Raw genomic sequence first — 14,131 nt, 5'->3', positions numbered from 1 at the left:
TGTTGACCGCAAAGCGCAAATGCCGAAAATTGAAAATTTTACGAGCAAAACAAGATTATCCCACGTAAAAATGAACCACCATTCACTACAGCAAAAAAATCTTTACTGTAAATATGTCAACGTGTCAACCAATTTATAAAACGCAGAAAATGCGATTTTTCTGGTATTTTCAGGGCTCCCACGGCTTGTCAAATCCACCGGTCGTCGATTTTTTCCACTCGCCGACCACCGATTAATTTTTCAATATTGCTCCGACAACCATTGGAACCGAGGCGATCGCCTCTCCGATCTTGTCGGTCAACGGTCCTCCAGCCTGAGCCATATCCGGCCGGCCTCCGCCCTTGCCGCCGACAATCACGGCAACCTGACGCGCCAGATCCCCGGCCTGTATCCTTCCGGTCAGGTCATTCGACACCAGGGCCAGGATCGCCGCCTTCCCTTCGATTACCCCGCCGAGAACAGCAACCCCGGACGGCAGAAGATCTCTGACCTTATCCCCGATCTCCCGCAGCGTCCTGGCACTGTCGAGTGAAAGTTCGACCGCCAGTACCTTGACTCCGGCGACGTCGATGGTCTTGTCCAGCATGCCGTCAAGACGGGTCGAGGCAAGACGGGTCGACAGATCGGCGATCTGTTTCTCCAGTTGTTTCTGGGTGTGGAGCAGGGTCATGATTTTGGCTGGCACTTCGTCTTCACGGGCATTGAGCAACCGGCCGATCTCAGTGTCACGGCGGCAGACCTTGCGCACGTACTCGAAGGCCGTCCTCCCGGCGACCGCCTCGATCCGGCGGATCCCGGCAGCAATCCCGCTTTCGGAGAGGATCTTGAACAGACCGATCTCACCCGATGATCCCGCATGGGTGCCGCCGCACAGTTCCGTGCTCACCTCGCCGATATTGACCACCCGGACATCATCGGCATATTTCTCGCCAAACAGGGCCCTGGCGCCTGCACGGATAGCCTCCTCCTTGGCCAGAATTCTCGTTTGCACCGGAAAATCAGCCCGGATCTGGCCGTTGACGATGTCCTCGACCCGCTCGATTTCCTCCTGGCTCAACGGTGAAAAATGCGTAAAGTCAAAACGCAGCCTGCCGGGTCCAACGAGAGAACCGGCCTGCTTGATGTGATCGCCCAGTACTTGAGTAAGGGCAGCATGGAGCAGATGAGTGGCCGAATGGTGGGCGGCAACCTCTTTACGGCCGCCGCTCGCGACGGTCAGGGTCACCTTCTGCCCGACGGCGAGCTCGCCCTGGACGATCACGGCATCATGGAGAACCACGGCCTCGCCCTCCAGCGATGTCGTATTGACCTCCGCCTTGCCGTTTGGCCAGCGTATCACCCCGCTGTCGCCGACCTGACCGCCGGATTCGGCATAAAACGGGGTCGTCGCGACAATGACTTTACCACTGTCACCGGCGCTGAGTTTTCCAACCGACTCCCCCTCGCCGTCGATCAGGCCCTTGATTGCCGACTCGATTTCCAGGCAATCATAGCCCACGAACTCCGTTGCAATACCCGCTTCGAGCAGGGTTTTGACCCCATCCTCCCTGAGGCGCAGCCCTTCGTCCTTGCGCGAGGATCGCGATTTGAGGCGCTGCCCCGTCATCGCCTCCCGATATCCGGCCTCGTCGATCACCAATCGCCGTTCATTGGCGATATCGCGCACGATGTCATAGGGAAATCCATAGGTATCGTACAGCTTGAAGACAAAGGAACCAGGGAGGGTCTGAGAACCGGCGGTTTCGAGCTTTGCGATTTCTTCTTCGAGAAGCTGCAGTCCATGCTCGAGCGTTTCCCGAAACCGCTCCTCCTCGTTGGGTACGACCTTGCCGAGAAGAGAGGTCGCCCCCTGCAGTACCGGGTAGGCCCCCTCCATCGCGGCGACTACCGTCACGACCACCTGTTCGAGGAAATTTTCGGTCAGGCCGAGATTTCGCCCATAGCGGACAGCACGCCGCATGATCCGCCGCAGGACATAGCCCCTCCCCTCATTGGACGGCAACACCCCGTCGGCAACGAGAAAGGCGGTGGCCCGGGCATGATCGGCGATCACCCTCATGGCCGTGTCGTCGCTGCTGTTCTCCTTGTACCTTTTTCCGGAGAGCTGCTCGAGCTTTTCGATGATCGGGGCAAAGAGATCCGAATCGTAGTTGCTCAATTTCCCCTGGAGGACGGCCGCCACCCGTTCAAGCCCCATGCCGGTATCGATACTGGGTTTGGGCAAGGGGGTCATGGTTCCGTCTTCCGCCCTGTTGAACTGCATGAACACGAGGTTCCACAATTCCAGGAACCGATCGCAGTCGCACCCCAGCGCACAGTCGCTCCTGCCGCAGCCCGCCTCGACACCCTGGTCGATATGGATCTCGGAGCAGGGACCGCACGGACCTGTGTCCCCCATGGCCCAGAAGTTATCCTTCTCTCCCATGCGGACGATCCGTCCCTTCGGCAGATCCTCGACCTTCTCCCAGAGTCCGAAGGCCTCGTCGTCGTCCTCGAAGACGGAGACCCAGAGCTTCTCGGGCGGCAGGCCGAGTTCCCGGGTGAGAAACTGCCAGGCATACCGGATCGCATCGTCTTTGAAATAGTCGCCGAACGAGAAATTGCCGAGCATTTCGAAAAATGTATGGTGCCTGGCGGTGTACCCGACATTTTCCAGGTCATTGTGCTTGCCGCCCGCCCTGACGCACCGTTGGCTGGTGACGGCCTTGGTGTAGGGCCGTTTATCCTCGCCCATGAACACCATCTTGAACTGCACCATGCCGGCATTGGTGAAGAGCAGGGTGGGGTCATCCTTCGGGATGAGGGGGGAACTGTCTACGACGGTGTGCCCTTTGCCTTCAAAGAACCGAAGAAACTTCGATCGAATTTCGCTACCTTTCATGAACAAGTCGACTCGTTGTGTCAATTGAGTAAATTAGAGCCAGCTACGCTGACTGCAAGACCATTGTGTCTGGTCAACATATCTTTTCTTAAGCGGAATGACCGATGATCAGCGGCAACACCTCTTTGAAGGTCGGCGTGCCGGCACGGCCCAGAAGTTCGTAGATGATCATCTCGGAAGGACCGATCACAGCCCCGAGGTCCCTGAGACGTTGCAGGGCCAGTTGATGGTTGCCCACGTCACGCGACGAGACCCCATCGGCAACAATCCAGGGTGTTTTTCCCAAGGCCAGGATCCCGACCGCAGTTTGGTATATACAGATATGCGATTCGACCCCGCAGAGAATGACGGTTGTAACCGATTCGGGCAAAGATGCGTAGAGTTCCCGGGTCGGCCCGTTGGCCAGAGCTCCGAACTCCACTTTATCAGGACGCGGGATATCGCCCATCATCGATTCGAGATCGGCGACATACGGCCCGAGACCTTTTTTATACTGGGTATTGGCGATGATCGGCAGCTTGATGATCCTGGCGAATTGCAGCATCAACCTGGTGGTCGCCACCACACGATCCTTGCCATGGATCTGGACCATGAGACTTTCCTGCAGGTCGACCAGATGCAGGCAACAGTTTTCCAATCTCAACAATCCGATTTTCTTCCCGTCCATTCAGCCTCCTCTTCAGTTACATTCCCCACCAATCCCGGGGAAGCAGAAATATTCCGGAGGAATTAAAACTGACCCCCGGCTCCCGTTTACTGAATTCGAGCCCCACTGCCGACGACAACCCAATAAACTCTTTTCTCTGCAGAGATTCAAGTTTATCCTCTCCGCCGGCAAAAAAAATGACCCCGCAATCCGGCGCAGGGAGCGCCCGACGGCAGGCTGCATCCAATCCTGATCTGGTTTCACGCTCCACCGGCCGTAACATCCTCTGCCGCCACTGACATGACTATCTAACAATATGATTTCACGGATCATAATAAATTCAGGACGTATTAATTGCATTCACGTGTATATTGCATGTAAATCGGCTGCGGGATCTCCATCTCCGACCATCGGCATCCTGGTGCGACGGATTGGCCTCGAATCGAACAATCACCCTGCCGCTGTCGCACCTAACCGTTCGTTGGCTCAACCAATACTCTACTCAACCGGCAATCCGGTCCGGATCGTTCGGCCCATCGGATCCATCCGCCAATGTTGTCGCAACGGTTTTATCTTTTGAATCCTTGAAATTTTTCTTTACAAAATATTCGAAGCTAATTAACTAATTTGTGAAATACTTTTTACTCTACAAGGACGCATGTATGAAAGATGAACAGATCGATGCGGTTTCAAAACTGCTCAAATCCATGTCCCATCCGATCCGCCTCAAGATCCTCTGTCTGCTGCAGGACCAGGAGTTGTCGGTCGGAGAAATCAGGGACAGTGTAAAGACAACGAACGCGAATGTGTCCCAGCATCTCAACATCCTGCGGGGCCAGGGAATTATCGATTTCCGCAAGGATGCCAACTTCATTTACAACCGGATCACAGACAAACGCATCCTGGAACTCATCCAGAAGATGCATGTACTGTTTTGCCCGGATAATTAAGGTGGATAGTAGCGGGTTGTTCGTCAGACAGCAAAAGGAGAACAGCAATGGTTATACTGGACTGGGTTCATACTCTGGCGGGCTTGTTCATACTCCTCAGTCTCTCACTCGGGGTTGAAGCGAGTCCAATCTTTCACAGCAAATACTGGCTCTTGTTTACCGCATTTGTCGGTCTCAACCTCTTTCAATTCGGCATTTCCAAATTTTGTCCACTGGCGCATATCCTCAAGCGGCTCGGGGTCCCGGAAACGCGTTCGCATTGACTCACATTGCCGGGAGGCCCCACCCCGCCTTTATTCAACAATCATCCTCGCGTTACATGAGGCCTGCCAGCAGCACTGGAGGTGATGGCAGATCTCCCGCCGCTGGAAGCAGGGTTCATACCCCTCCTTCTCCTGGATACTGCAGATCAATTCCGCCAGCTTGATGCCTTTGGTCTGTGGGAGGCCAAAATGCAACGCCTTTTTCCTGGCCAGTGAGAACAGTTTCGGTCCTTTGACATACTCTTTTTTCGACATAGCCTCCTCCTTCAACGCCAAAGCATCGTAACAGCCGAAATCCATCAGATCGGCAGGATGTGATATTCTTCGCGGATGAGGTGCTTGCCGCGCAGGACCGCCCCGGTCCTGCCGTCGATGGAGACCTCATCACCAAAACCGAGACGGATGCCCCCGATCTCGCAATACTGCCCGGTGTCGTACACCCGCAAGGCCTTGCAGCCGACCACACAGGTCTTTTCGAGCCGCACGGCGACCACGGACGCATGCGATGTCTGACCACCTCGCGAGGTCAGCAGTCCATCCGCCATATTGACAACCTTGATATCCTCCGGCACCGTATCCTGCCGGATCAGGATCAGCGGGGTCTTCGGCAGGCGCCGGCGCAACTCGTTGATATTCTCTTCGGTAAAAACGGCAAGTCCCGAGAGCGCCGAACCGGACACCCCGATCCCCTGGCCAAGATGTGAAGACACAAGTTCCTCGCTGTCGACAAAGACATTGAGATGCTCCTTCTTTTTGATGGTGATCATATCCCTGGTCTGGAGAAGATAGAGATCCTCCGGTTTCGGCCCCTCGAAGGTGAATTCTATCTCCTGGGGGTTCCATCGTTTCTCATAGACCAACTCCCTCGATATTTCAAGCAGGCGGGCGTAGATCGCCGGGAACCGCCGTTCAAGGGTATCCTCCACCGCCCGGCCGTCCAACTGGGCCTGCTCCATCGAGACGGCGCAGCTGGTGACGAGCCCGGACACGATGTCTTCGCCCTGGTCGCCATAGGCATAATCGCCCCACAGGGCGACCCGCTGGACCTTGCGGTATGGATGCGAGGTGAACACGACCCCGGCCCCGGCGGTATCGCTGCGATTGCCGAAGACCATGGCCTGGACGATGACCGCGGTCCCCCAGGCATCGGAGACATCCATGATCTTGCGGTAATCGAGGGCCTTGTCGGTCCCCCAGGAATCGAGCACCAGTTCGATCGCATTGACCAACTGCAGCCAGGGGTCGTCGGGTATCCCGAGCCCCCGCTTGCGGATCAGCTTCTTATACGACAGGGCGAGCTCCCGCATCTGTTCCGGGGAAAAATGCCGTTTCAGGCTCACCTGGTGCTTGGCCTTGGCCTCGTCCATCAGGACCTGGAAATCCTCCCGCTCCATCCCCGACACCATGGCCCATGACTGGAGGAATCTCCGGTAATTGTCCCAGGCGAGGTAGGCATTGTCGTGGCGCTCGACATATTCTTCGATCAGATCCTCGTTGAACCCGACATTGTGGACGGTGGCCATCATGCCCGGCATCGAGATCGCCCCACCGCTGCGGACGGAGAGCAGCAGCGGCGCATCGGGAGAGCCGAATACCTTGCCGTTCAGACGCTCGACCTCATTGAGTGCGGCCCTGATCCGACGCATGAAATCTTCCCGGGCCTGGGAGAAGCCGAAGACGACATCGCGGCAGCGGAAGACCTCGGTGGTGATGACAAAGGCCGGCGGCACCGGCTTGCCGTCCGATATCAGGGTGGCAAGATTATACCCCTTGTTGCCGAGGTGGATGAGATTATGGGTGAACGGGTTGAGCCGGTGCAGCAGGGAGATGGCCTTGTCGGGATTGTAGGTCATCAACAGGTCGAGCCGGTTCTGGTCGAGGATGGTCTTCTGGTTCTCCAGAGTCTGAATGATGCGCAGGATGAAATTGTCGAGATGCTGCAAGCCGAAGGTCGAGGCGATCAGGTCGCGGAAAAAGGCCTCCGACAACCGTTGCACCGAGGTGCCGACCTCGCCCTCGTCGTACAGGCTCATGAATTTCGGCAGAAGGTTCTGCCGACCGATCTGGGGGATGATCAACGACAGGTTGTTCTGGTGAATATTGGTGTAGTAGGCATAGATGATGTCTTTGACTCCCTCCGAGAGGCCGCGGAAGATATCGAGGTACTGGGTGTAGGAAAAGCGGCGCACCTTGAGCGAACTCGAAAGCAGCGACAGATAGGTATTGAGCCGGCGGGAACTGATGCCGTCGATCCGCAGGGCCTGCATGAACAGCTTGATCGACCGGACGATACTGAAGAACGTGGCCTGGGTGATGAAGGTCAGGTTGACGGTGACCGAGAGTTTCTCCAGGTAGATATTGGCCAGGTTCTCCAACCTGAAGGTCAGGCTCAGGGCGTCGAATTTTCTTTCCTTGTAGCGGCCGTAAACGGAGGGGATATCGACCGCGATATGGCGTTTGTAATAGATATCCTCCCGCGCCTCGAATATCTCCGGAGAAAGGATGATTTCCTTCAACCCCTCGAGACTGTCGAGCAGGGCCTCGAGACAGCTTTCGGTGTCATCGTGCTCAAGATTGACCAGCAGTTTTTCCATCTCCGGGAAACCGTCATGGACGGCCTGGAGCAACTCCGACCGCAGCTCCTGGAAACCGAGCATGTACTTTTTGTACAGCAGCCGGTACATCTTGACCAGGAGTTCGAAACGGCGGACTTCATTGGCGTCGATATCCTCCTGCCGCCTGAGAAATTCGGTGACGGCCTCCTGGTCGACCGCCAGCAGATCGTTGATCCGTTTGAACGACAGCTCGTCCCAGAGCCGCTGGACGAGCAGATGCTGACCATCGACGAACGGTCCATTCACCTGTACCTGATTGAATACTTCAACGGGGAGAAACGGGTGGAGCAGGTTCTTGTCCCTGGTCTTCCAGAACAGAAAGATCGCCTGGATGAAATCGACGATCAGGTTGGAACTCTCGACATGGCCCTGTTTGCGCAGGAAATGGATCAGGACATCCTTGCGCCGATGGATCTCGTCGAGTTCGGTCGAGACATCGCGCAGTTCCCCTTCCGACCCGATCTCGTTGTAGAATACCGGCATCAGCTTGGTGAACTGCTTGGCCAGATTGTAGATCGGCTCGATCGGATGGTTCAGCAGCTCGGTGATGTCACGCTGGAACAGATCGGTATCCTTGACACAGGTGCCGGACAGCTTCAGATGGATGATGAGCGCGGAAAACAGCGTCGAACACCATTTCGGCTCGCGCATGATCAGATGCAGCCACACCCGGATATTACTGAGATGGGCAGGGTTGGCCAGCGGTTGCCAGTCCTCGTCGACCCCTCTGACATTGGCATGCTGGAAACCAAAACGCACCACTCCCCAGAGAAAGGCCTCGACCATCCGGCTGTTGCCACGATCAAAGACCTCTCCGCCGAGGACCTGGATGCACTGCAACGAGGTATGCGGATATTTGCGAACGTTGACCTTGAGCAGTTTGAAGGTGATGAGCAGGAACTCTTCGATCTCCTCGAAACTCTGCTGGCGAATCAGCTGCACCAGGCTGCGGTTGATTTCCCGCAGCATCTCCTCATGGATCAGGTGCAGGCCGGCTGTATCCATGATCTTGAAAAGAAATAGCAGCTTGTCGTTTTCGACCCCCGGATCGAGGGCGGAACGTTGCCCTTCTCCCGGCTGCCCATCCCCAATCTGCTCGACCAGAAGGTTGGGTATATCACGGTAATACTTGACGATATCTATCCCGGACGGGAGTTCCAGGATGCAGCGCAGGCTGCCGATCGGATCCCCCGCGAGATCGAGCCCTTCCACCGTCGCCAGGTGTCCCTGAAGGGTTTCATGGGAAATCCTGGCAAAAATCCCGCCGAACCGGAAGTCCCCCGCCTCGATGCCGCAGCGATCCAGAAACCATGGCAGCGGATCATCCTCCTGCAACCAGTAGTGGTAGGTCTTCTGCTGGACTGTACGGGCGAATTCAGCGAGCGGCAGGAAATCGAACGACGATGTGCCGTCACCCGCCAATTCAAGAATGCGGCCGGCGAATTTCTTGATCGGATGTTGACCGTGGACGATATGGGTCAGGATGATGTTTTCTTCTTCCCCTTCCTGCCCGATCCTGCGCAGCAGCTCGTTGAGAGGATCGGCAAACCGGCAGATACTGTTCGAATCAAGGAGTGAGACGATCTTCTCCAGCCACAGTATCAAGGCGCCGGCCGTCTGGTCAAGGAGGCCCGGACTGCGGCGGGAATCCTCCACGACCCCGAGAAAAACCCGGGAAAACAGCCGAAAAGCCTCCGGGCCCCGGGGATGGGCGATGAAATGGTTGCTGTTTTTCAGGACAAAACTGCGCAACTGGGGCAATATCAGGTTCCAGTTGCGGAATGGATGACAGATCTCATAGAGCAGTTTCTCGAGATTGGCATGGATCCCCCTGTACTTGCGGACAACATCGAGGAGCAACCGCAGGTCATCCGCGATCACCACCTCGCCGGCGGTCTCCAGCAGGTTCGCCCGCAGGGCGTCGGATTCGATATCGAGTTCGATATTCAACGTTTCTACCATGTCATTGCAAAGGAACAGGGCCGGAGTGCCCCTCCGGCCCGATCATTCTCAGTCCACCATCCCCCTGGCTCTACACCTGTCTTCCCAAAGGAGCCTGCTATACTGCCGGGGGGGTCCGGAACTACAGCAGCTTGTTCGCCTCCATATGGAGGATCAGATCAAGCATCCGATTGGAATATCCCCATTCGTTGTCATACCAGCTCATTACCTTGACCATCTTGCCGATGACCTTGGTGCACTTGCCATCGACTGTCGACGAATGGCTGTCGCCCTTGTAGTCGATGGAGACCAGCGGCAGATCGGTATAGCCGAGATACCGGTTGGCTGCCTCGCGGAGGGCCTGGTTGACCTCGTTCACCGTCGTCTCTCTCTCGACCTCCATAACCACGTCGACAATGGACACCGTCGGGGTCGGCACCCGGATGGCCAGGCCATCAAATTTTCCCTTGAGTTCCGGGATGACGAGGGACACCGCGGCCGCCGCCCCGGTCTTGGTCGGGATCATCGACAGGGCAGCCGCCCGCGCCCGGCGCAGGTCGGAGTGCGGGAAATCGAGGAGCCGCTGGTCGCCGGTATAGGCGTGGACGGTGGTCATCAGACCCCTCTGAATGCCGAAGTTGTCGAGGATGACCTTGGCCACCGGGGCCAGGCAATTGGTGGTGCAGGAGGCATTGGAAACGATATGGTGGACGGTCGTATCGTATTCGTCTTCATTGACGCCCATCACAAAGGTCTTGACTCCTCCTTTCGCCGGGGCGGAGATGATCACCTTGCTCGCGCCGGCATCCAGATGGGCCTGAACCGAGTCCTGGTCAACGAAGAACCCCGTGCATTCGGCAACATACTCCACCTCGGCATCCCCCCAGGCGATATCGGCGGGATTGCGATGGCTGGTGACGGCGATATGGCGGCCGTCGACGATGATGCCGTTGTCGTCGGCGGCCACCTCCTTTTCATACGTCCCCATCACCGAATCATACTTCAACAGGTGGGCCAGGGTGGCGTTGTCGGTCAGGTCATTGATGGCCATGACTTCGACTTCGGCAAAGGCCGCATCTTTGCTGATGGCCCGAAAAATGTTTCTACCGATGCGGCCGAAGCCGTTGATTCCGATCCGTATAGTCATTTCTGTCTCCTGTTATCCAATGTGATTACCGGGGTCGAGTCCGGAATGTCAGTCCCTGATACGGATGCGCTCATCCATCGCTGCAGCCGGGCCTTTTCGTAGAGTCGCAGATAGGCCTTCATGACCTGGGCCCAGGTATGCCGTTCCTGGATCCGCAGCACGGCATCTCGCTGCATCTGGCGCAGCCGCTGCGGCTTGCCGAACAAGACGATGGCCCGTTCGAGGGCCTCCTGCAGGTCGGCCACCCCGCCACGGTAGGCGATGCCGGTCTGGCCGTCGACGACCTTGACCAACCCCCCGACATGATGCACGATCGGGATATTGCCGAACAGCTGGGCGATGTAATCGGTGAGCCCGCAGGGTTCATAGCGCGAGGGGATGACGAAGAAATCTCCCGCCGCGTAGACCTGATTGGCGCCCAATGGGCTGAAGCCGCGGAAAAAGCAGACCCTGCCGGCCAGCCCCTTCGTCTCGACCAGCAATCGCAGTTTTTCTTCCTCAAGCCGATCACCGCTGCCGAGAAAGAGCATCTGGCACTGGGGATGGCGCCGCAGAAAACCGACCAGCGCGGCACTGAGGATATCGATCCCCTTCTGCTCGCTGAGACGGCCGATAAACGTAAAGAGGGGGATATCGCTGTTGTTTTCCAAGGTGCCGATGATTTCGAGACCAGCCACCGGCGATTTCCGGCCCACCGCTTCGAGGAGGGCGGCCTTGCACCGCTTTTTCCCGGCGAGCGCATCGCCTGGGTCGGCCGGGTCGAAGGCCGCGGCGATACCGGCCCTCTGCGGGTCCGACGGGTTGAAATCCGCCGGATCGATGCCGTTGGTGACCCCTTCGATGACCACCCCGCGATCGGCAAGCAGATGGCCGAGCCAGCCGGTGATACGATCATCATCCGTTTCCTGGAGTTCCCGGGCATAATTCTCACTGACGGTATTGAGCAGGGCATAGCGGCTGGCGGCAAGAAATGGATCGAAGGCCGCAGCCAGACAGTTCGACTCGATGAAGTGTCGCGGCAGACCGGTGATGGCCTGGGCAAAGGGCAGGTCCGCCACCTCCTGATGGTAACCGATCCCGGCGTTGTGTACGGTCACCAGACAACCGGTCCGGCGAAAATAGCTCCTGAGCCCCGGGCATTCATTGATCAGCGCCGGGACGAGCGCCGTATGACCATCATGGCAGTGGATGACGTCGGGGTGTTCATCGAGCAGCATCATCAGTTCAAGCGCCCCTTTCTGCAGCAGGATGTTCATCGCGAAATAGTCGATATGCCCCTTCCCGGCCTGTTTCCAACTCTCAACGGCCTCTTCCCGGGGGGTATAGGTGTACACATCCATCTTCTCCCGGAATCGGTCCGATTCCGGCAGATACACCGTCACCCCACCCAGCCGGCAGGTCCAGATCCGAACATCCTCCCGCCGTTCCTGTCCGGCATAGTTCATATCCACGGTGAACAGGAGCGGGCGCCGGGCGAGGTTGTCCTGCAGCAGTCGGCAATCGAATTTCGCCGGATCGATAAACCCGTACAGGGGCAGCACCACCCGGACATCGCAGCCCCCCACTGAGGCGAAACATTCGGCCAGCTGCTTGCTGACGTCCTTGACGCCTCCGGCACCGGCGATTTCGCCATATTCCCGGGTCAGCATCCAGATCTTACGGATGGTCTGCGCCTGTATGTTGTTTCGCATCATTTCTCAACGACCTGCGCAACGTTGGCGGAGGAGGTGGTCGATCAGCGTCAGCCGGACCATGGCCTCGCATACCGGAATGATCCGGGGGATCGCTGAAATGTCATGTCTCCCTCCGACCTTGATGGTGACTGCCTCTCCGGCGCGGTTGATCGTCGCCTGCGCCTTGGCGATGGAGGGGATCGGCTTCACCGCCACCCGGATCACCAGTTCCTGGCCACTCGAGATGCCGGCGAGCACCCCCCCGGCATTGTTACTCGCAAAACCTGTTGTCTTGATACTATCATTGTTTTCAGATCCCAGCAAATCAGCGGCGGCGAAACCGGCGCCGAACTCGACTCCCTTGACGGCCCCGATCGACATCAACCCGTGGGCCAGGTCCGCCTCGAGCTTGTCGAACACCGGCTCGCCGAGACCGGGAGGGCAGTTAGCCCGGATCTCGACGATGCCGCCGACGGTGTCCCCCTGGCCGCGAACCTCCCTGACCCGCCGGTCCATACGTTCTGCCGCTTCCGGGTCCGGGCAGCAATAGAGATTGTCATGGATGGCGGCCATTTCGCGACGCGAGATGCGGATGCCGCCGAGGGCGATGGTACAGGCGACCACCTCGATCCCATGGTGCTGCAGGATCTGGGCGGCAACCGCCCCGGCGGCCACCCGGGCGGCCGTCTCCCGCGCCGAGGCCCGCCCGCCGCCGCGGTGGTCCCGGATCCCGTATTTCGCCTGGTAGGTAAAGTCGCCATGGCCGGGACGGAAGACATCCCGAAGGTCGTCATACGACGTCGAATGAGCATCCTTGTTGAAAACGATCAGCGAAATCGGCGTCCCGGTCGTCCTGGGCCCCCCCTCCCCGGCAGGGGTGAACACGCCGGACAGGATCTCGATTGTATCCGGTTCCTTCCGCGGGCTCGAGGCCCCGCCCTGCCCGGGCCGTCTTCTCGCCATCTCCCCCTGGATTCTTTCGAGATCGAGGGCGATGCCGGGAGGACAGCCATCGATGACCGCTCCTATCGCCGTACCATGGGATTCGCCCCAGGTCGTGACCCGGAAGACCCGCCCGAATGTATTCCCTGCCATCACGCCACTCCTTCGCCTTGTCGCCGGCGGTATGCCCCAATGATCATTGAGACGAACTCCGCCCGGCCCTACCTGTTGGTATCTACGCTCAGATGCGCTGCCTTACGGTAAAACGGCTCCCGTTCCGCCAACTCTTGGCCGACGCTGGTTTTCCCTGCCGCCCTGAGCCCAATGAGACAAATCGATTCATCCATTCCAAACGCATTCTCCCTATTCTATGCTGATGCCATGCTCTGTCAAGCCAAGAGACAAGAATATCAAGTATCTATTTGATGATCCACAACGAATTTAACGGTCAGCGATTCGATCCTCTATTCCAGGGTTGGGACGTTGACTGTGAAGATGAAAAAGCATATATTGAGGATTATTGGAAATCATCATCACAATGGCGATTGTAACCCGCATTCTATCAACCGGCCATTCATCCTTTCGTTTTGCGGGTTCGGAGACTGATCTCGCTCTTTTCTGAAGAGTCCAGCCTGAACCACTACCTCCGGGGCATACATGAAGAGCGGTCAACTGTCAGTCTCCTCCAAACGTAACATGGAACTGATCGATATTACTGACGATATAAAATCATTACTGACGCCTGCCGCGGTCGGCACGGGGCTCATCCATCTCTACAATCCCCACACCACCGCCGGACTCACCATCAACGAAGGGGCGGATCCGGCGGTTCGGGAGGACATCATTGCCGGCCTGTCGGCATTCATTCCCCTGCACTTACCGTTCAAACACGCGGAGGGCAACTCTCCCGCTCACCTCATGGCCTCGTTGATCGGTTCTTCCCTCACCCTCCTGGTCGAGGACGACCGGCTTGTTCTCGGCCAATGGCAGCGGGTCTTTTTCTGTGAATTCGACGGCCCCCGCAATCGTCACATCCTCTGGCGCCTCGCCACCACCCTCTGACAAGAATATAT

10 protein-coding genes are annotated in these 14,131 nt (G+C 57.6%); 3 read left to right on the top strand and 7 right to left on the bottom strand.

Features of this window, described 5'->3' with window-relative positions; genetic code table 11:
- Positions 1–232: 232 nt before the first annotated feature.
- Together alaS and ACWGKN_RS17635 are read right to left on the bottom strand one after the other, a co-directional pair.
- Positions 233–2,881 (bottom strand): alanine--tRNA ligase, encoded by a 2,649-nt coding sequence (gene alaS / locus ACWGKN_RS17640; RefSeq protein ID WP_452095704.1) that lies wholly within the window; start codon positions 2,879–2,881, stop codon positions 233–235.
- Between the two features lie 88 nt (positions 2,882–2,969).
- Entirely contained in the window at positions 2,970–3,548 is a 579-nt protein-coding gene (locus tag ACWGKN_RS17635) for an isochorismatase family protein (RefSeq protein WP_035225730.1), read from the bottom strand.
- Between the two features lie 641 nt (positions 3,549–4,189).
- On the opposite strand from ACWGKN_RS17635, the gene ACWGKN_RS17630 reads away from it, so the two are divergent.
- Entirely contained in the window at positions 4,190–4,477 is a 288-nt protein-coding gene (locus tag ACWGKN_RS17630; RefSeq protein WP_052159567.1) for an ArsR/SmtB family transcription factor, read from the top strand.
- Between the two features lie 47 nt (positions 4,478–4,524).
- Positions 4,525–4,740, top strand: a complete 216-nt coding sequence (locus tag ACWGKN_RS17625) for a YgaP family membrane protein (RefSeq protein ID WP_035225732.1) — start codon at positions 4,525–4,527, stop codon at positions 4,738–4,740.
- Between the two features lie 30 nt (positions 4,741–4,770).
- Here the strand turns inward: ACWGKN_RS17625 and ACWGKN_RS17620 are convergent, their stop codons facing one another.
- The 5 genes from ACWGKN_RS17620 to aroC form a co-directional block, all read right to left on the bottom strand.
- Positions 4,771–4,995 carry a hypothetical protein gene (locus ACWGKN_RS17620; protein ID WP_035225734.1) on the bottom strand — a complete coding sequence of 75 codons (225 nt, stop codon included), beginning with the start codon at positions 4,993–4,995 and terminating at the stop codon, positions 4,771–4,773.
- 44 nt (positions 4,996–5,039) lie between these two features.
- The gene (locus ACWGKN_RS17615) at positions 5,040–9,317 is read right to left on the bottom strand and encodes a PEP/pyruvate-binding domain-containing protein (RefSeq protein ID WP_035225737.1); all 4,278 of its coding nucleotides are present in this window, start codon (positions 9,315–9,317) and stop codon (positions 5,040–5,042) included.
- Positions 9,318–9,438: 121 nt separating this feature from the next.
- Positions 9,439–10,443, bottom strand: a complete 1,005-nt coding sequence (gene gap, locus ACWGKN_RS17610; RefSeq protein ID WP_035225739.1) for a type I glyceraldehyde-3-phosphate dehydrogenase — start codon at positions 10,441–10,443, stop codon at positions 9,439–9,441.
- A complete protein-coding gene (locus tag ACWGKN_RS17605) occupies positions 10,440–12,137 on the bottom strand; it encodes a glycogen synthase (RefSeq protein ID WP_424254757.1) in 1,698 nt (565 codons plus the stop codon). Before ACWGKN_RS17605 ends, gap begins: the two co-directional genes overlap by 4 nt.
- A gap of 3 nt (positions 12,138–12,140) precedes the next feature.
- Positions 12,141–13,211: a chorismate synthase gene (gene aroC / locus ACWGKN_RS17600; RefSeq protein WP_035225741.1), complete on the bottom strand. Its 1,071-nt coding sequence runs from the start codon at positions 13,209–13,211 to the stop codon at positions 12,141–12,143.
- Positions 13,212–13,715: 504 nt separating this feature from the next.
- On the opposite strand from aroC, the gene ACWGKN_RS17595 reads away from it, so the two are divergent.
- The gene (locus ACWGKN_RS17595; protein ID WP_035225744.1) at positions 13,716–14,120 is read left to right on the top strand and encodes a secondary thiamine-phosphate synthase enzyme YjbQ; all 405 of its coding nucleotides are present in this window, start codon (positions 13,716–13,718) and stop codon (positions 14,118–14,120) included.
- Positions 14,121–14,131: the final 11 nt, after the last annotated feature.

The sequence above is a fragment of the Desulfoprunum sp. genome, assembly GCF_053613775.1.
The sequence above is the reverse complement of the archived record's forward strand: the minus strand, read 5'-3'. Positions and strand labels throughout refer to the sequence as shown.

Bases quoted from the DNA above. Each gene is read 5' to 3' on its own strand.
- alaS (WP_452095704.1), bottom strand. From the start codon at position 2,881: ATGAAAGGTAGCGAAATTCGATCGAAGTTTCTTCGGTTCTTTGAAGGC.
- ACWGKN_RS17635 (WP_035225730.1), bottom strand. From the start codon at position 3,548: ATGGACGGGAAGAAAATCGGATTGTTGAGATTGGAAAACTGTTGCCTG.
- ACWGKN_RS17630 (WP_052159567.1), top strand. From the start codon at position 4,190: ATGAAAGATGAACAGATCGATGCGGTTTCAAAACTGCTCAAATCCATG.
- ACWGKN_RS17625 (WP_035225732.1), top strand. From the start codon at position 4,525: ATGGTTATACTGGACTGGGTTCATACTCTGGCGGGCTTGTTCATACTC.
- ACWGKN_RS17620 (WP_035225734.1), bottom strand. From the start codon at position 4,995: ATGTCGAAAAAAGAGTATGTCAAAGGACCGAAACTGTTCTCACTGGCC.
- ACWGKN_RS17615 (WP_035225737.1), bottom strand. From the start codon at position 9,317: ATGGTAGAAACGTTGAATATCGAACTCGATATCGAATCCGACGCCCTG.
- gap (WP_035225739.1), bottom strand. From the start codon at position 10,443: ATGACTATACGGATCGGAATCAACGGCTTCGGCCGCATCGGTAGAAAC.
- ACWGKN_RS17605 (WP_424254757.1), bottom strand. From the start codon at position 12,137: ATGATGCGAAACAACATACAGGCGCAGACCATCCGTAAGATCTGGATG.
- aroC (WP_035225741.1), bottom strand. From the start codon at position 13,211: ATGGCAGGGAATACATTCGGGCGGGTCTTCCGGGTCACGACCTGGGGC.
- ACWGKN_RS17595 (WP_035225744.1), top strand. From the start codon at position 13,716: ATGAAGAGCGGTCAACTGTCAGTCTCCTCCAAACGTAACATGGAACTG.